Genomic DNA, 17,806 nt, shown 5'->3' with positions numbered 1-17,806 from the left:
ACACGCCCTTAAGTTCATGATCAACGCGAAAAAGCCGGGGCCCGGCCGCTTGGTGCGGACCGGGCCCCGGGGTGGGCGGTGGGGGGCTAGACCTCGTGGTCGCCGCCGTGGCGGCCGTGGGAGTAGCTGGGGGCCTCGATGACCGGGGCCTTGGTGCCCGTGCTGACCGCCAGGTGGGGGAACTTGGCGTCGAAGGCGGGGCGCTCCGAGCGGATGCGGGGCATGCGGTCGAAGTTGCGCAGCGGCGGCGGGCAGCTGGTCGCCCACTCCAGGGAGTTGCCGTGGCCCCACGGGTCGTCGACGGTCACCAGCGGGCCGGTGCGGTACGACTTCCACACGTTGTAGAGGAACGGCAGCGTGGAGGCGCCGAGGATGAACGCGCCGACGGTGGAGAAGGCGTTCAGGAAGGTGAAGCCGTCGCTCGGCAGGTAGTCGGCGTACCGGCGGGGCATGCCCTCGGCGCCCAGCCAGTGCTGCACCAGGAAGGTCCAGTTGAAGCCGATCACGGTCAGCCAGAAGTGCACCTTGCCGAGCTTCTCGTCGAGCATCCGGCCGAACATCTTCGGGAACCAGAAGTACACGCCGGAGTACACCGCGAACACGATGGTGCCGAAGAGCACGTAGTGGAAGTGCGCGACGACGAAGTACGAGTCCGAGACGTGGAAGTCGATCGGCGGGCTGGCCAGCAGCACGCCCGACAGGCCGCCGAAGAGGAAGATCGCGAGGAAGCCGATGGCGAACAGCATCGGTGTCTCGAACGTTATCTGCCCTCGCCACATGGTGCCGATCCAGTTGAAGAACTTCATACCGGTGGGCACGGCGATCAGGAAGCTGAGGAACGAGAAGAACGGCAGCAGCACCTGGCCGGTGGCGAACATGTGGTGCGCCCACACGCTCATCGACAGGGCGGCGATCAGCAGGGTCGCGGCGACCAGACCGGTGTAACCGAAGATCGGCTTGCGACTGAAGACCGGGATGACCTCGGAGATGATGCCGAAGAACGGCAGCGCGACGATGTACACCTCAGGGTGACCGAAGAACCAGAAGAGGTGCTGCCACAGCATGGGGCCGCCGGTGGCGGGGTCGAACACGTGCGCGCCGAGGCGGCGGTCGGCCAGCAGGGCCAGCAGCGCGGCGGCCAGCAGCGGGAAGACCATGATGACGAGCAGGCTGGTGACCAGGATGTTCCAGGTCATGATCGACATACGGAACATCGTCATGCCGGGCGCGCGCAGGGTCAGGATCGTCGTGATCATGTTGACCGCCCCGAGGATGGTGCCCAGACCCGACAGCACCAGACCGGCGATCCACATGTCCGCGCCGATGCCGGGCGAGTTGATCGCGTCGTTCAGCGGCGCGTACGCGAACCAGCCGAAGTCGGCGGCGCCACCCGGCGTGATGAACCCGGCGGTCGCCAGGCTCGCGCCGAACAGGTAGAGCCAGTAGGCGAAGGAGTTCAGCCGCGGGAACGACACGTCCGGCGCGCCGATCTGGATCGGCACCACGAAGTTCGCGAACGCGAACACGATCGGCGTCGCGAAGAACAGCAGCATGATCGTGCCGTGCATCGTGAACAGCTGGTTGTACTGCTCCGGGGAGAGGTACTGCATGCCCGGCGCGGCCAGCTCGGCGCGCATGAGCAGCGCCATCAGGCCGCCGATCAGGAAGAACACGAAGGCGGTGACCATGTACATGATCCCGATCTGCTTCGCATCCGTGGTGCGCAGCAGGCGCGCGATCGCGGAACCCTTGACCTGCTTGCGCACGGGGTAGGGCCGGGTCGCGATCGGCTGCGGTGCGACGGTGGTCACGTCTGGCCTCCTGTAGCTGGCCCGGCTGCCGCGCCCCACTCTCGCGCCGTCACCCGGATTGATCATTCGAGGCGTACCTCGGAGGCAGAATAATCCTTCGCAGGCGGCCTCGGAGCACGGGGTGCCCAGGCGCGCCGAGCCATCTATACGAATGGCCCGGCATTCTCAGGCCGGGCCATTCGTATTGGACAGTGCGCAGCTCAGCGTGTTCCGGCCGACGCGCCGAGGTTGAACTCGATCGCACCGGCCGCGACGGCGCCCAGGGCGAGCAGGATCACGCCCCAGCCGATGAGCCGGTCGGCCGCGTTGATGCGGTGCAGCCAGCGCGAGAACCTGTTGCCGTTGGTGGTGGCGGTCCCGCCCAGCGGGTCCGTGCCGGCCGCGGCGCCGGCCGGGTCGGGGGTGAGCGTCTTGACCACGGTGACCGTTGCTCCGGCCAGGACGAGCAGGGTGCCCAGCACGGCCAGCAGGCCGGCGATCCAATCCTTCATGATCATCCTCCCCAGCAGGGACGTCGCCGGTCGGGGTACCGGCGAACGACTCAGGTTAGACCTGCACCACACTCGGCGACGCACCGCGGACGTGAGATCGTTTGAGGTATGGCGAAGAAGCCCCCACGCGACGATGTCGGTGACCGGAATCTCACTGTGCGCGGCCCCAAGGCCGCCGCGGCGGGTCTGCCCGGGGTGGGGCACGGCCTGGCGGCCGCCGTCAACCAGATGGGCGTACGCCGCACCGCGCTCACCCTGCTCAAGGTGAACCAGGCCGAGGGGTTCGACTGCCCCGGCTGCGCCTGGCCGGAGCCGGCCCCCAAGCACCGCGCGACCGCCGAGTTCTGCGAGAACGGCGCCAAGGCCGTGGCCGAGGAGGCCACCCTGCGCCGGATCACCCCGGAGTTCTTCGCCGCGCACCCGATCGCCGAGCTGGTCGGACGCAGCGACTACTGGCTGGGCCAGCAGGGCCGGCTGACCACCCCGATGGTCAAGCACCCGGGCGCGACGCACTTCCGGCCGCTCGGCTGGGAGCAGTCGTTCGCGCTGGCCGCCGAGCACCTCAAGGCGATCGAGCCGGACCAGGCGCTGTTCTACACCTCCGGGCGCACCTCGAACGAGGCCGCGTTCCTCTACCAGCTGTTCGCGCGGGCGTACGGGACCAACAACCTGCCCGACTGCAGCAACATGTGCCACGAGTCGTCGGGCGTGGCGCTGGGCGCGACCATCGGCATGGGCAAGGGCTCGGTCACCCTCGACGACATCCACGAGGCGAAGCTCATCGCGGTGGTCGGCCAGAACCCCGGCACCAACCACCCCCGCATGCTCGCCGCGCTGGAGAAGGCCAAGCAGCGCGGCGCGAAGATCATCTCGATCAATCCGCTGCCCGAGGCCGGGATGATGCGGTTCAAGAACCCGCAGAAGGTCTCCGGCCTCGTCGGCTCCGGCACCGCGCTGGCCGACCTGCACCTGCCGATCCGGGTCGGCGGTGACCTGGCACTGTTCCAGGCGATCGGGGCGAAGCTGGTCGCGTGGGGAGCCGTCGATGAGGCGTTCGTCACGGCGTACACCTCGGGGTTCGAGGCTTATGCCGCCGCCGTGCGTGAGGTGGACGCGGACCTGGTGGCCCGCGCGACCGGGCTGAGCGCCGACGAGATCGAGGCCGCGGCGCGGCTGTTCGCCGCGTCCGAGGCGACCGTGGTCTGCTGGGCCATGGGGCTCACCCAGGGGCGCGACGCCGTCGCGACGATCCGGGAAGTCGTCAACGTGCAACTGCTGCGCGGCATGATCGGCAAGCCGGGCGCGGGCCTGTGCCCGGTGCGCGGTCACTCCAACGTGCAGGGTGACCGGACCATGGGCATCTGGCACGAGCCGCCGACGTGGCTCGGCAAGCTGGGTGAGCGGCTCGGTGTCGCCATGCCGACCGGACGCGGGCACGACACCGTCGAGGCGATCCGGGCCATGCGCGACGGCCACGCGAAGGTGTTCGTCGCGGTCGGCGGCAACTTCGCCGCGGCCAGCCCCGACACCGACGTCACCGAGGCGGCGCTGCGCCGCTGCACGCTGACCGTGCACGTGTCCACCAAGCTCAACCGCTCGCACGTGGTCACCGCCGACGAGCAGACCGTGCTGATCATGCCCACGCTGGGCCGTACCGAGCGGGACACCCAGGCCGCCGGGGACCAGTTCGTCACCGTCGAGGACTCGATGTCGAACGTGCACGCCTCGCGCGGCCGCCTCGACCCGGCCTCGCCCATGCTGCTCTCCGAGGTCGCCATCGTGTGCGGGCTGGCCCGCGCGGTGCTGCCGGAGTCGACGATCCCGTGGGAGTCGTACGCGCGGGACTACCGGGCGATCCGGGCGCTGATCGAGCAGACCGTGCCCGGCTTCGACGGCTTCGAGGCGAAGGTGGGCACCCCGGCCGGGTTCACCCTGCCGCACCCGCCCCGCGACAGCCGCAGCTTCCCCACCCCGGACGGCAGGGCGCGGTTCACCGTCAGCCCGCTCGAAGTGCTGACCGTGCCCCCGGGCCGCCTGCTGCTGCAGACCCTGCGCAGCCACGACCAGTACAACACCACCATCTACGGCCTCGACGACCGTTACCGCGGCGTCAAGGCCGGCCGGCGGGTGGTCTTCGTCAACCCCGACGACCTGGCCGAACTCGGCATCGCCGACGGCTCGACGGTCGACCTGATCTCGGAGTGGGCCGACGGGGAGCGGCGCGCGCCGTCGTTCCGCGTCATCGCGTACCCGACGGTGCGCGGCTGCGCCGCCGCCTACTTCCCCGAGGCGAACGTGCTGGTGCCGCTGGACTCCACGGCGGCCGGATCGAACACGCCGACCTCGAAGCAGATCATCGTCCGGCTGCGGCCCGTCTGATGGGCCGGGCCAGCGACCGCAGGCAGGTGACCCGGATCGACCTCGGCGGGTCGGCCCCCGTACGCCGCCAGGACACCCTGGCCGCCGAGGAACCCCTGGAGATCCGCGTCGGCCACCGCCGCGGCCCCCGCCCGCCGCTCGCCGTCACCATGCGCACCCCCGGCGACGAACTCGACCTGGCCCTCGGCTTCCTCCTCACCGAAGGCGTCATCACCGCCCCCACCGACATCCTCACCGCCCAACTCTGCGCCGGCGCGGGCGAAAGCAAGGGCACCTTCCAAACCAAATCCGTAGAGGAAGGGCACCTTCTTAACATCGGCGGAGCGGGAGCTGCGGCGGGGCTGCGGGCGGCGGACCCACGTGCCGCCGGGCCGCGCACGGGCGGCTCGCGGGCGGCCGGCAGCTCGGCGGCGATCGGCGCCGACGGCGCGGCGACGGTCCGGGCCGGCGGTCCGGCCGTGATCGAGGAACCCGACGAGGAGCCCACACCCGCGAACACGTACAACGTCGTCGACGTCGTGCTCGCCGACCACGTGCCGCCCCCCGCCGCGGGGACGGAGCGCAACTTCTACACCACGTCCTCGTGCGGCGTATGCGGCAAGGCCAGCATCGACGCCATCCGCACCCGCTCCCCGCACGACGTGGCCGCCGACCCGGTCACCGTCGACGCCCGTGTCCTGGCCCTGCTCCCCGACCGGCTCCGGGCCGCCCAGCGCACCTTCGAGCGCACCGGCGGGCTGCACGCGGCGGGCCTGTTCACGCCCGACGGCGAGCTGATCGGGATACGCGAGGACGTGGGCCGCCACAACGCGGTCGACAAGCTCATCGGCATGCGGCTGCGGGCCGGGCGGCTGCCGCTGGCCGGGCACGTGCTGCTGGTGTCCGGCCGGGCCAGTTTCGAGCTGACCCAGAAGGCGTGGATGGCCGGGATCAGCGTGCTGGCGGCGGTGTCCGCGCCGAGCACGCTCGCCGTCGACCTGGCCGCCGAGGCGGGCATGACGCTGGTCGGCTTCCTGCGCGGCCAGACCATGAACGTGTACGCGGGCCCGCAGCGCGTCACCACCTGACTCACCCCGCCCCGCACCGCTGTCGCCGCACAACCGCAGCTCACGGCACGTTCGATGTTAAGAAGGTGCCCTTCCTCTACGTATGGCGATGTGAAGGTGCCCTTCCTTCGTCAGGGGCGGAGGGCGTGGGAGTGGTGGTAGTCGCCGTCGGGGGTGATGAGCCAGCTGTGGAGGGGGGTGTCGGTGACCAGGGCGGTGGTGGCGGTCAGGCGGCACAGGTGGGTGGCGAGTTCCAGTTCGCTGACGCCCGTGGCGCGGGCGAGGGAGTCGCCGGCGCTGAGTTCGCAGCCATACCGGGGGTCGCCGGCGTCGGGGTTGATCCACACGGTGGCGCGCACGTCGGCGGCGGCCATCAGGTCCTCAGCGGTGCCGGTGAAGACCTCTGCCGGGTCCAGCCCGTACGCCTCGTGCAGCGCCTGGCGCAGGGACTCCGCCGGGGTGCCGGACGCGAAGGACACGCTGTAGCTCGCCCGGCCGTCCTGGGCGGCCTGCCACACCTGGTCGACCGCCGTCATCAGGTAGGCCGCCACCCCTTCGGGCTGCATGTTCAGGTCCCCGATGGCCTCGGCCGTGAACGGCACCCGCACCACGTCGTACGTGCCCTTGGCGGGGTCGCCGAACTCGGCGCCGTAGCGGCCCGCGACGTCCATCGAGACGAGGTTGCACGCGAACAGGTGCTGGCGCTGCCAGAGGCCGTCCTCGCGCCGCGTGTCGACGAAGGTCAACGGCACCGGCGGGGTCACCACCGCGCACAGCTCCTCGTCGAGTTCCCGGTAGAGCGCGGCCAGCAGGTTCGCGTCGCCGCGGTCCACGCCGCCGCCGGGCGTCGCCCAGTAGCGCCGCGGCACGCCGGGGCGGGTCCGTTCGAACAGGATCATGTCGTCGCCGTCGAGGAGCACGGCACGCACACGATGACGGTCGGGCACGGCAACCATGTCTCCAGCGTCGCTGCCCGTGACGCCTTTGTCGACCGGAAGCCCGATTCCGCCGCCCGTCCGGGGACCGCAAGAAACGTGATTGAGTCTCGCCAAGCACGCGCTGCACTGGTATATGTGATTGGCCGTAACCCCGGGTCACAGGAAAGTGGTCATCATGGTGAGCTCAGCCGACCCCACCGCGGGGGAGGAAGAGACGATCAACATGCTGTTCCACCTCTCCCGGCGCTCGCAGGCGATGGTCGACCGGCTGATCAGCTGCCTGGACCGCATGGAGCAGGTGGAACCGGACGCCGACCGCATGAAGGACGTCTTCGAACTCGACTTCCTCGCCATCCGGATGCGCCGCAACGACGAAAGCCTGCTGGTGCTCGCCGGGGGCGAGTCCGCCCGGATCCGGCGGGAGCCGGTCAGCCTGGTCGACGTGCTGCACGGGGCCCGGTCCGAGGTCGAGGACTACCGCCGGATCGAGTTCGGCGTGATCGACGAGAGCCTGGCCGTGGTCGCCCCGGCCGTGAACGACCTGGTGCACCTGCTGGCGGAGCTGTTCGACAACGCCGCCGCGTTCTCCCCGCCGGACAGCACGGTGCTGGTCGAGGCGCGCCGGGTGGCCGACCGGGCGGTGCTGCTCATCGAGGACCGGGGCATCGGCATCGGCGCGGAGCGGCTGCGCGAGCTGAACCACCGGCTGGCCCACCCGAGCCCGATCACCGCCGCCACGTGCCGCCAGATGGGCATCGAGGTGGTCAGCCGCCTCGCCCAGCGCCACGAGATGCGCGTCGAACTGGAGCCCGCGGGCGACCGCGGCATCGCCGCCTCTGTGGTCCTGCCCGCCCACGCCCTGGTCAACTGACCCGCCCTGACCTGGCCCGCCCTGCCCGCGCGAAGCGCGCGATCGCGTGGCGCGAGCGCGCGTACGGGGCGCGGAGCGCACCAAGGTCGTTCGACTTGCCTGGCAGGTGGGCGAATGGGCGGTCAAGATACGCACAGGTGCCCGGCAAGTCCGACGATCTTGGCGTGCCGCGCGGGCAGGCCGACGACCTTGGCTTGCCGCGCGCCGGTTCGGCGGCCCTTGGCGGACGCGGCCGGGTACGGGCCGCCGATCACGGGTGGGTAGGGGCGTCGGAAAACTCGCTGGGCCGATCCGGGAGAATGGGGCCAGTTCGCTTTCTCTTGGAAGGACGTGCCGATCGTGGCCGCAAACCCGGAGGCCGACTGGGTCTCCCGCTTCGCTGACGAGGTCATCGCCGAGGCAGAGCGTCGCGCTCCGGGCAAACCGATCGTCTGCGCGTCCGGCCTGAGCCCGTCGGGCCCGATCCACCTGGGCAACCTGCGCGAGGTGATGACCCCGCACCTGGTCGCCGACGAGATCCGCCGCCGCGGGCACGAGGTCGTGCACATCATCAGCTGGGACGACTACGACCGCTACCGCAAGGTGCCGGCGGGCATCGACGAGTCCTGGGCCCAGCACATCGGCAAGCCGTTGACCTCGGTGCCGGCCCCGGCGGGCAGCGCGTACCCGAACTGGGCGGAGCACTTCAAGGCCTCGATGATCGAGTCGCTGGCGCAGCTGGGCGTGGAGTACCGCGGCATCAGCCAGACCGAGATGTACACCTCGGGCGCGTACACGGAGCAGGTCCTGCTGGCCATGCGCGAGCGCGGCAAGATCGACGCGGTGCTGGACCGTTACCGCACCAAGGGCCGGACCGGCTCGGGCGCGCCGCAGCAGGGCAAGCTCGACGAGGACGAGGCCGCCGCGGCGCAGGAGGCCGCCGAGGGCTCCGGCGCGGCCGCCGAGGACGACGGCACCGGCGCGACGGGCTACTTCCCGTACAAGCCGTACTGCTCGGTCTGCGACCGGGACCTGACGACGGTCGTGGCCTACGACGACGAGACGACCGAGCTGTCCTACACCTGCCAGTGCGGGCACACCGAGACGGTGCTGCTGTCCGAGCACCGCCGCGGCAAGCTGGTGTGGAAGGTCGACTGGCCGATGCGCTGGGCGTACGAGGGCGTCGTCTTCGAGCCGTCGGGCGTGGACCACTCCTCCCCCGGCTCCTCGTTCCAGGTCGGCGGGCAGATCGTCGGCGAGGTGTTCGGCGGCCAGCAGCCGATCGGCCCGATGTACGCCTTCGTCGGCATCTCCGGCATGGCGAAGATGAGCAGCTCGAAGGGCGGCGTGCCGACCCCGGCCGACGCGCTGCAGATCATGGAGCCGCCGCTGCTGCGCTGGCTCTACGCGCGCCGCCGCCCGAACCAGGCGTTCAAGATCGCGTTCGACCAGGAGATCCAGCGCCTCTACGACGAGTGGGACACCCTGGGCCGCAAGGTCGCCGAGGGCGCCGCGAACGCCGCCGACACCGCCGCGCACAGCCGGGCCGTCGGCACCGCCGCGGGCCCGCTGCCGGTGACGCCGCACCCGCTGCCGTACCGCACGCTGGCCTCGATCGTGGACATCACCACCGGCGACCCGGAGCAGACCCTGCGCATCCTGCACGACCTGGACCCGGCCGACCCGGTCGCCTCACTCGACGAGACCCGCCCGCGCCTGGACCGCGCCCAGCACTGGATCACCACCCAGGTGCCCGCCGAGCAGCGCACCCGTGTGCTCGCCGAGCCCGACGCGACCCTGCTGGGCAAGCTCGACGACGACCAGCGCGAGTCGCTGCGCCTGCTGCTGGCCGGCCTGGACGACCACTGGTCCCTGGAGGGCCTGACCACCCTGGTGTACGGCGTCCCGAAGACCCGCCTCGGCCTGCCCATGGACGTCAAGCCGACGCCCGAGCTCAAGGTCGCCCAGCGCGAGTTCTTCGCCCTGCTCTACCACCTGCTCGTCGGCCGCGACACCGGCCCGCGCCTGCCCACCCTGCTCCTCGCCGTAGGCCCCGACCAGGTCCGCAAACTCCTCACCCCCTGACCCGCCACACGGACCGGGGACGCCCACTCACCACCCCGATTTTCATAGACGTTGGCCTATCTCGTCGAATTTACGCGACTTGAATTCGATGAGATAGGCCAACGTCGATCAGAAGACGGGGCGGCGGAACGCGTGTCAGGGCTCCAGGAGGTTGGCGCGCAGGCGGGTGATGTAGGCGTCGTCGATGCCGAGGCGCTGCTCGGCGTAGCCGCGCAGGGAGCCGTGCTGCTCACGAGCCCAGGCGAGGAACAGCGTCATCACCTCGGTCGGGGCGCGACCGTAACCGGGCCACACCGGCGGAACGCCCATCTGCGCGGTGATGTCCGCGACCAGCCCCGGCGTGGCCAACTCGGTCAGCGCGAAGTCCTCGGCGATGACCTCGTCGGACACGTCCAGCAGGGTCAGCACCAGGGCGGCGAGCACGCCGGTGCGGTCCTTGCCGGAGGCGCAGTGGAACACCACGGGCGCGTCCTCGGCCTCAACGATCACATCGAGCGCCTGCCGCAGCTCCACCACCCCGTCCTGCGCGACCTCGGCGTACTTGCCCGCGAGGAACGGCCCGACCGCCACCTCCGGGCCCAGTTCCGCCTGCCGGTACGGCCGGTGCTCCACGCTGAGGTTGTGGTAAGCCAGCCCATCGTGCTGGCGCACCCGCCCGCGCCGGGCGATCTCGAACGGGTACCGCAGGTCGATCACGGTCCCGACGCCCAGTTCGAGGAACCGCGCCCAGTCCTCGTCGTCCATCTTGGACAGCGCGTCGGACCGGTAGAGCCGCCCCCAGCGCACGGCCCTCCCCTCGTGTCCGGTGTATCCACCGAGGTCGCGGAAGTTGCGCAGATGGGTGAACGCGATGTGTCTCTTCACGTCCGATCACCCTACTTAAATCTCTGCGGACGGACCTCTCCGTTTCGCCCGAGCGACCGAATTCACCATCTACTCAAAACGGACGTATCCCTATAGAGTCGTGGCAGCCGCGGCCGGCACCTGCACGTCATCGCCAGGAACACGTCAGGAGACGGTGATGCAAGCGTTCGTCCTGCCCGACTTCTACCTCCCCCACCCGGCGCGGCTGAACCCGCACGAGCGGCACGCCCGGGACCACTCGAACGCCTGGGCCAAGCAGATGGGGATGCTCGACGCCCCCGGCCCGTCCGGCGAACCGGTGTGGGACCTGGAGAAGCTGAACAAGCACGACTACGCGCTGATGTGCGCGTACACCCACCCGGACTGCGACGAGGCGGCGCTGGACCTGGTCACCGACTGGTACGTATGGGTCTTCTTCTTCGACGACCACTTCCTCGAGTCGTTCAAGTACGACCGCGACCTCGCTGGGGCGCAGGAGTACCTGGACCGGCTGGAACTGTTCATGACCGAGCCGGGCCAGACGCCGCCGGAACCGCTCAACCCGGCCGAGGCGGGGCTGGCGGACCTGTGGGCCCGCACCATCCCGCACATGTCCGACGGGTGGCGGCGGCGCTTCGTCGCCAGCACGCACAACCTGATGGTCGAGTCGATGTGGGAGCTGGACAACATCAACCGGCACCGCATCGCCAACCCGATCGAGTACATCGAGATGCGGCGGCGGGTCGGCGGCGCGCCCTGGTCGGCGAACCTGGTCGAGTACGCCTGCGGGGCCGAGGTGCCCGACCGGCTGGCCGGCCTGCGGCCGCTGCAGGTGCTGCGGGACACCTTCGCCGACGCGGTGCACCTGCGCAACGACCTGTTCTCGTACCAGCGGGAGGTCGCCGAGGAGGGCGAGAACTCCAACGCGGTGCTGGTGCTGGAGAGGTTCCTCGACGTGCCCACCCAGCGCGCCGGCGACCTGGTCGGCGAGCTGCTCACCTCGCGCCTGCACCAGTTCGAGCACACCGCGCTGACCGAGCTGCCGGTGCTGTACGCCGAGCACGCGGTCACGCCGCCGGAGCAGCTCGCGGTGGCCCTGTACGCGAAGGGGCTGCAGGACTGGCAGGCGGGTGGGCACGAGTGGCACGCCCGGTCCAGCCGTTACACGAAGATCACGCCGCGCGCCGAGGGTCCGGCCGCGGTGCTGGCCCCGGGGCTGCCGACGCTGTTCGGGCAGTACGTCCACGTGCCGCTCGGGCGGCAGCCGGGTCACCTGCCGATCCCGGCGCTGCACATGCCGTACCGCCCGCGGACCAGCCCGCACCTGGCGCGGGCCCGGCGGCAGACGGTGGCCTGGGGCCGCGAGATGGGCATGCTCGACCCGGTGCCGGGCACCGGCGTGCACGGGCTGTGGACCGAGCAGGCGCTGGCCGGGTTCGACTTCCCGCACTGCGCGGCGATGATCCATGCCGACGCGACGCCGGAGGAGCTGGAGGTCTCGTCCAACTGGCTCACCTGGGGCACCTACGGCGACGACCTGTTCCCGCTGCAGTTCGGCCGCACCCGGGACTTCCTCGGGGCGAAGGCCGCCAACGCCAGGCTGGCGCTGTTCATGCCGCTGGACGGCGGGTCGGCACCGGAGCCGCTGACCCCGCTGGAACGCGGGCTGGCGGACCTGTGGCGGCGCACCGCCGGGCCGATGGCGCCCGGCGCGCGGGCGCGCTTCCGCCAGTCGGTCGAGGACATGACCGCGTCCTGGGTATGGGAGCTGGCCAACCAGATCCAGAACCGGGTGCCCGACCCGGTGGACTACGTGGAGATGCGCCGGGCGACGTTCGGCTCGGACATGACCATGAGCCTGTGCCGGCTGGCGCACGACGGGCTGGTGCCCGACGAGGTCTACGAGAACCGGGTGATCCAGCAGCTGGAGCACGCGGCGCAGGACTACGCGTGCTTCACCAACGACCTGTTCTCGTACCAGAAGGAGATCGAGTACGAGGGCGAGGTCCACAACCTGGTGTTCGTGCTCGAACGTTTCCTCGGGTGCGACCGCTTCGAGGCCCGTGACCTGGTGGCGCGCCTGATGGCCGAGCGCATGCGGCAGTTCGAGCACATCGTGTCGGTGGAGCTGCCCGCCATGTGCGACCAGCTCGGGCTGGACGAGGAGGTCAAGCGGCGGCTGACGGTGTACGCCGACCAGCTCAAGGACTGGATGTCGGGCATCCTGCGCTGGCACGAGGAGTGCGTGCGCTACTCCCCCGCCAGCATGTCGCAGCGCAGCCCGGGCATGTCCGAGCACGCTCCGGCGATCCTGCCGCTGCCGTCGGGGCTGGGCACCTCGGCGGTACGGGTGCTCGCGCTGCTGGGCGCACCCGGCGCGAGCTGAGCCACACCCCGCGCACACTCGTGGCGCCGACCCCGGAGTGCTCCGGAGCCGGCGCCACGGTGCGCTCGGCCCCACCGGCGAGCGAGTGAGCTGCGCCCGAAGCACACAATATATCGACGTTAATAGATTGTTTCAAGCCATCGCAGCATATCGATATCTGACAGTCTATCGATCTATGGCCACGCTTAGTGTATCGGTGGTCGTCGAAGCGTGACTATCGGCGACCGTTCCCGTCCCCTAGATCGGAGGCCCCTGGTGGTCCGACTCGTCCGTGTCGCGCTCACCGCGATGCTGGTGCTCGGCGGCACCCTGTTCGCCGCCGCACCGGCGAACGCCGCGGTGCTCGACGTGCAGTGCACCTCGCCCAGCAGCACCAACACCATCACGTTCAGCCCTCCGCTGACGCTGGTGAACCAGCCCACCGTGGTGTCGCGCACCACGAACTACAAACCGTGCCGCGCCCCGCGCTGGCCCAACCTGGTCTCCGGGTTCGAGACCAAGACGATCACCATGCTCGACGACTGCACCATGGTGCTCGGCACGCTGAACGTGAACTTCACGATCACCTGGAACACCGGCCAGACCACCACGGTCAACGCCATCCGCACCGCGTCGCTGTCCGGCACGAACCTGGTGGTGACCTTCAACGGCACCGTCACCGCCGGTCTGTTCCTCGGTAGCAACGTCAACCAGGTGTTCGTCGGCTCCGGGGTCGACCTGATCAACTGCCTCGCCGGGCGCGGCTCGGTGAAGAGCATCGTGTCGCGGGTGAACCTGACCATCTCGCACTGACACCCGCGCCGGGGTCGTGGCGGCCGCAGCCCGAACCGCCGCCACGGCCCCACCACGACAGCGCGGAGTCGGCGCGGTGACAGGACCGCGGGTGACCGTGGGTGCCGAGCAGCAGCCCACCGACCCGCAGACCTCAGGAGAGCACCGCCATGCCGACCTTCGACACTCCCGCGCCGATCTCGGCGACGGTCGACATCATCCTCGGAGACATCCGCTTCGTCGCCGACGACCGCGCCGACACCGTGGTCCAGGTCGAGCCGATCGACCCGACCCGGCAGTTGGACGTCGACGCCGCCGAACACGTGGAAATCACCTTCGCCGACGGACGGCTGCTGGTCAGGCACCCGAAGCTGCGCGCGGTGTTCACCAAGCGGCACGGCTCGGTGAAGGTGCTGGTGCGGCTGCCGACCGGATCCGACGTACGCGGTGACACCACGCAGGGCGAGTGCGTCGTGCAGGGCGTGGTCGGCTCGTGCCGGCTGAAGACCGCGATCGGAGACCTCCGGGTGGGGCAGGCCGCGGAGGTGCGGTTGAAGACCACCGGCGGCAAGGTCGTCGTGGACCACGTGACCGGCCGGTCCGACGTCGACGCCAACGGCGACGTCCGGATACGCAGCATCAAGGGCAGCGCTTCGGTCAGGAGCATCGGCGGCGACATCCGCGTCGGCGAGCTCGGCGGCGGCCCGGCCGACCTCTATGCCGCCATCGGCAAGGTGGAGGTCGGCGTCGCCGAGGGCATCGCCGTCCGGCTCGACGCGCGCACCTCCACGGGCCAGGTGCGCAACCAGCTGAACGCCCCCAGCCCCGGGCAGCTCGACCGGGCCGTCGACCTGCGCGCCCGTTGCCACGGCGGCGACATCGTCGTCCGCCGCGCCGGGGCGGGCCACGACTCGCCGCACCGAGCGGTCCGGCTCGCAGGCTGACGTCGGCCGGTCGACGGCGAGCGCGTCACGGTCACGGTCACGGTCACGGTCACGGTCACGCGGCGAGCGTGGCCTCGGCCAGCTCGCGCCAGTCCCGCTGCCGCCCTTCACGGACCGCCTCGGCGAACACGCTGTCGCCGAGGCGGTGGCGCGTGTCCTCGATGATCCGGGCGGCGTCGGGCAACGAGCGGTCCTGCGTGCCGCGCACGCCGTCGCTCGCCGCCAGCAGGCGTACGGCCTGCTCGGGATGTCCCTGGCGCAGCGCGAGATCCGCGATCCCGATCAGCACCTGCGCCAGCATCGGCCGGTGGCCCAGCTGCACCGCGGCCTGGAACGCGTCGGCCCGGTGCGCGCGGGCCTGGTCGAGGTCGTCGACGAGGTAGCCGTGCAGGTCCCGGGTCATCACGTAGAGGCCGCCCCGCTCGACGTCGAACTTCGTGCGGATCGTCGTCAGGTGTTCGCGTGCCTGGTCCGGTTCGCCGCGCCACCGGGCCAGCTGCGCCTGCGCGAAGGTCAGCTCGGCCAGCGTGTCCGGCCAGGTGATCCCGTCGGCGCACCGCTGCGCCTGGGCCATCGCGGCCGCACTGGCCCGTTCGTCGCCGAGCAGCCAGTACTGCTGGGCCTGCTTCAGCCGTACGCCGACGACCTCCTCGGTCGCGCCCAGCTCGGTCAGCGCCCGGACCGCCTCCTCGTAGTGCACCCCCGCACGGGTGAACTCACCGCGCGCGGCGAGCCGGTCGGCCAGGAAGACCAGCGCCGACGAGGCCCCCCACCGGTCGCCCAGCGCCCGGAACTCGGCCAGCGCGATCTCGATGTCGGTGTCGACGTCGGTCTCGTCACTGCCGAGCACGAGCCGGAACCGCCCGCGGGTGAGCCTGGCCTGCGCGCGCACCCAGGGGTCGTCGCCGGCGATCAGCGGCTCGAACGCGGGCAGGAAGTCCGTCGGCTCCCGCAGCATCCGCTCCAGCGGCGCGGCGAACCCGAGGATGGGATGCCGGGACCCGCTGCGCACGGTGAACCGGTGCGCCTTCTCGATCCACTCCTGGGCCTGATATTGATCGCCGGCGGCGCCGGAGGTCACGAACAACGTCACGATGGTGTACGCCAACGCCCGCGCCTCGTCGGACACCTCGCCCTCCAGGGCGGCCGCCGCGATGCCCAGCTCGGTGCCCTCGGCCCGGTGCCCGCTCAGGAACCAGTACCAGCCCGCGGCCCCGACCAGCCGCATCGCCTCCTGGGCCCAGCCCTGCTCGATCGCCCAGCGCAGGGCCGCGCCGATGTTGTCGTGCTCGGCCTCCAGCGTGGCCAGCCAGTCCAGCTGCTCAGCCCGGCGCAGGTGCGGATCGGCCGTCTCGGCCAGCTCGGTGACGTACGCGAGGTGTGCCCGGCGGGCCGGCTCGTCCTGCCCGGCCTCGGCGAGCCGCTGCGCCGCGTACTCCCGGATGGTGTTGAGCATCCGGTAGCGCGGCGCGCCGTCACCGTCGGAGAGCAGCAGCGACTTCTCCGTCAGCGCGGTCAGCAGGTCGAGCGCCTGCTCCCCGTCCGCGCAGACCCGCTCGGCCGCCTCCAGGCTCACCCCGCCGGAGAACACCGACAGCCGCCGCAGCAGGTCACGCTCGTCCTCGCTCAGCAGGTCCCAGCTCCAGTCCACCACCGCGCGCAGCGTCCGGTGCCGGGCCAGCGCGGTGCGGCTGCCACCGGTCAGCAGGAGGAATCGGTCGTCGAGGCGGTCGGCGAGCTGGTCCACCGACATCGTGCGCAGCCGGGCCGCGGCCAGTTCGATCGCCAGCGGCATCCCGTCCAGCGCCCGGCAGATCCGGACCATGGTGGCCAGGGTCTGCTCGTCGGAGCCGACGTTGCGGCGTACCGCCTCGGCCCGGTCCCGTAGCAGCCGCACCGCGGGCGAGGAGCCGGCCTGCGCCGGGCTCGCGTCCGCCGCGGGCAGCGCGAGCGGCTCGACCTGCCACAGCGCCTCGCCCGTGATGCCGAGCGGCTCCCGGCTGGTGGCCACGATCCGCAACCGCCGGCACTCCCCCAGCAGCCGGTCCGCGAACGCGGAGACCTCCTCGATCATGTGCTCGCAGTTGTCCAGGACCAGCAGCATCACGCGCTCCCGGAGCGCGGCGACGAGCCGGTCCATCGCGTCGCCACCCGATCCCCCGCCGATGGACTGGTCACGCAGCCCCAGCGCGGTCAGCGTGGCCTGCGCCGGCTCGCTGCCCGCCCGCAGCGGGGCCAGCTCCACCAACCAGGCCCCGTCCGGCAGATCACCGAGCATCGTCCGGGCGGTCTCCGTGGCCAGCCGCGTCTTGCCGGAACCGCCCGCCCCGGTCAAGGTGACCAGCCGGTGCCTGGCCGCCAGCGCGGCCACCTCCGCGACCTCGTCCTCCTTGCCGACGAACGTGGTCAGCTCGGCGCGCAGGTTCGTCCTGCGGTTCTCCGCCCGGCCGCCGATCTCGCCGCGCAGCAGCGCGGTGTGCAGCGCCGACAGCTCGGCCGACGGGTCCACCCCCAGCTCGTCGGCGAGCCGCTCGGACAACTGCTGGTAAGCCGTCAGCGCCTCCGCGCCCCGGCCCGCCTCGGCCAGCGCGCGCATCAACGCCGCGACCAGGCCCTCCCGCAGCGGGTATCGCGCCACCAGGTCGGTCAGCTCGGACACCAGGCCCGCACCGCGCCCGAGGCGGACCTCCAGGTCCACCCGGTCCCCGAGCACGGCGAGGTGGCGCTCGGCCAGCCCCGAGACCGCGGCGTCGAACGTCCTGCTGCCCTGCAGGGCGATGCCGTCCATGGGCGCCCCGCGCCACAGGGCCAGCGCCGAGCGCAGCAGCTCCACCCGCTCCGGGTCGTCGGCGGCGGTGCGGGCCGCGGCGACGAGGCGCTCGAACCGGCTCACGTCCACGGCATCCGGGTCGACGGTCAGCTGGTAACCGCCGGGCTTCGCCTCGACCACCCCGTCCGGCAGCACCTTGCGCAGCCGGGAGACCAGGACCTGCAGGGCGTTCACCGCGTCGGCCGGCGGCTCCTCGCCCCAGACCCAGTCGACCAGCCGCGCGCGGGCGACGATCCGGCCGGGTTCGAGCGCGAGCGCCGCCAGCAGCGCGCGCAGCCGCGCGCCGGGCACCTCCACGGCGGTCCCGTCACCGGTCTGGACTTCGAACGACCCGAGCATCCCGATACGCACCGGGCAATCTTGCCGCATTTCCGGCTGTTGATCTATGCCGCGATTTCGGACTGCTGTTGCCGACGTCAGCCGATCGACGTA

At 71.3% G+C, this 17,806-nt stretch carries 11 protein-coding genes and 1 pseudogene; 7 read left to right on the top strand and 5 right to left on the bottom strand.

Features of this window, described 5'->3' with window-relative positions:
• Positions 1-86: 86 nt before the first annotated feature.
• A complete protein-coding gene (ctaD, locus tag AB0B66_RS03785; protein ID WP_203689164.1) occupies positions 87-1,811 on the bottom strand; it encodes a cytochrome c oxidase subunit I in 1,725 nt (574 codons plus the stop codon).
• A gap of 200 nt (positions 1,812-2,011) precedes the next feature.
• Positions 2,012-2,302 carry a hypothetical protein gene (locus AB0B66_RS03780; protein WP_360522402.1) on the bottom strand — a complete coding sequence of 97 codons (291 nt, stop codon included), beginning with the start codon at positions 2,300-2,302 and terminating at the stop codon, positions 2,012-2,014.
• 108 nt (positions 2,303-2,410) lie between these two features.
• On the opposite strand from AB0B66_RS03780, the gene AB0B66_RS03775 reads away from it, so the two are divergent.
• Together AB0B66_RS03775 and fdhD are read left to right on the top strand one after the other, a co-directional pair.
• Positions 2,411-4,681: an FdhF/YdeP family oxidoreductase gene (locus AB0B66_RS03775; protein ID WP_360522399.1), complete on the top strand. Its 2,271-nt coding sequence runs from the start codon at positions 2,411-2,413 to the stop codon at positions 4,679-4,681.
• Positions 4,681-5,748, top strand: coding sequence for a formate dehydrogenase accessory sulfurtransferase FdhD (fdhD, locus tag AB0B66_RS03770; protein WP_360522396.1), 1,068 nt, complete (start codon positions 4,681-4,683; stop codon positions 5,746-5,748). The genes AB0B66_RS03775 and fdhD overlap by 1 nt, the downstream gene beginning before the upstream one ends.
• Before the next feature lie 110 nt (positions 5,749-5,858).
• On the opposite strand, the gene AB0B66_RS03765 is transcribed toward fdhD, so the two are convergent.
• The gene (locus AB0B66_RS03765; protein ID WP_360522393.1) at positions 5,859-6,656 is read right to left on the bottom strand and encodes an NUDIX hydrolase; all 798 of its coding nucleotides are present in this window, start codon (positions 6,654-6,656) and stop codon (positions 5,859-5,861) included.
• 241 nt (positions 6,657-6,897) lie between these two features.
• Here AB0B66_RS03765 and AB0B66_RS03760 point away from each other — a divergent pair.
• Together AB0B66_RS03760 and lysS are read left to right on the top strand one after the other, a co-directional pair.
• Positions 6,898-7,533: pseudogene (locus tag AB0B66_RS03760) on the top strand (ATP-binding protein); the annotation flags it as partial.
• A 342-nt stretch (positions 7,534-7,875) separates the two neighbouring features.
• A complete protein-coding gene (lysS, locus tag AB0B66_RS03755) occupies positions 7,876-9,600 on the top strand; it encodes a lysine--tRNA ligase (protein WP_360522390.1) in 1,725 nt (574 codons plus the stop codon).
• Positions 9,601-9,735: 135 nt separating this feature from the next.
• On the opposite strand, the gene AB0B66_RS03750 is transcribed toward lysS, so the two are convergent.
• Positions 9,736-10,464 (bottom strand): tyrosine-protein phosphatase, encoded by a 729-nt coding sequence (locus tag AB0B66_RS03750; protein ID WP_360522387.1) that lies wholly within the window; start codon positions 10,462-10,464, stop codon positions 9,736-9,738.
• Positions 10,465-10,621: 157 nt separating this feature from the next.
• Between AB0B66_RS03750 and AB0B66_RS03745 the strand changes: the two genes are divergently transcribed.
• From AB0B66_RS03745 to AB0B66_RS03735, 3 genes are all read left to right on the top strand, one after another.
• Positions 10,622-12,829 (top strand): germacradienol/geosmin synthase, encoded by a 2,208-nt coding sequence (locus AB0B66_RS03745; protein ID WP_360522384.1) that lies wholly within the window; start codon positions 10,622-10,624, stop codon positions 12,827-12,829.
• Between the two features lie 255 nt (positions 12,830-13,084).
• Positions 13,085-13,621 carry a hypothetical protein gene (locus tag AB0B66_RS03740; RefSeq protein ID WP_360522381.1) on the top strand — a complete coding sequence of 179 codons (537 nt, stop codon included), beginning with the start codon at positions 13,085-13,087 and terminating at the stop codon, positions 13,619-13,621.
• A gap of 149 nt (positions 13,622-13,770) precedes the next feature.
• Positions 13,771-14,544: a hypothetical protein gene (locus AB0B66_RS03735; protein WP_360522378.1), complete on the top strand. Its 774-nt coding sequence runs from the start codon at positions 13,771-13,773 to the stop codon at positions 14,542-14,544.
• A 55-nt stretch (positions 14,545-14,599) separates the two neighbouring features.
• On the opposite strand, the gene AB0B66_RS03730 is transcribed toward AB0B66_RS03735, so the two are convergent.
• Positions 14,600-17,725: a BTAD domain-containing putative transcriptional regulator gene (locus AB0B66_RS03730; protein ID WP_360522375.1), complete on the bottom strand. Its 3,126-nt coding sequence runs from the start codon at positions 17,723-17,725 to the stop codon at positions 14,600-14,602.
• Positions 17,726-17,806 lie beyond the last annotated feature (81 nt).

Source organism: Catellatospora sp. NPDC049111 (assembly GCF_040648615.1).
Classification (GTDB): Bacteria; Actinomycetota; Actinomycetes; order Mycobacteriales; family Micromonosporaceae; genus Catellatospora; species Catellatospora aurea.
The sequence above is the reverse complement of the archived record's forward strand: the minus strand, read 5'-3'. Positions and strand labels throughout refer to the sequence as shown.

Coding starts and splice junctions, on each gene's coding strand:
- AB0B66_RS03745 (WP_360522384.1), top strand. CDS start 10,622: ATGCAAGCGTTCGTCCTGCCCGACTTCTACCTCCCCCACCCGGCGCGG.
- AB0B66_RS03780 (WP_360522402.1), bottom strand. CDS start 2,302: ATGAAGGATTGGATCGCCGGCCTGCTGGCCGTGCTGGGCACCCTGCTC.
- AB0B66_RS03775 (WP_360522399.1), top strand. CDS start 2,411: ATGGCGAAGAAGCCCCCACGCGACGATGTCGGTGACCGGAATCTCACT.
- AB0B66_RS03735 (WP_360522378.1), top strand. CDS start 13,771: ATGCCGACCTTCGACACTCCCGCGCCGATCTCGGCGACGGTCGACATC.
- fdhD (WP_360522396.1), top strand. CDS start 4,681: ATGGGCCGGGCCAGCGACCGCAGGCAGGTGACCCGGATCGACCTCGGC.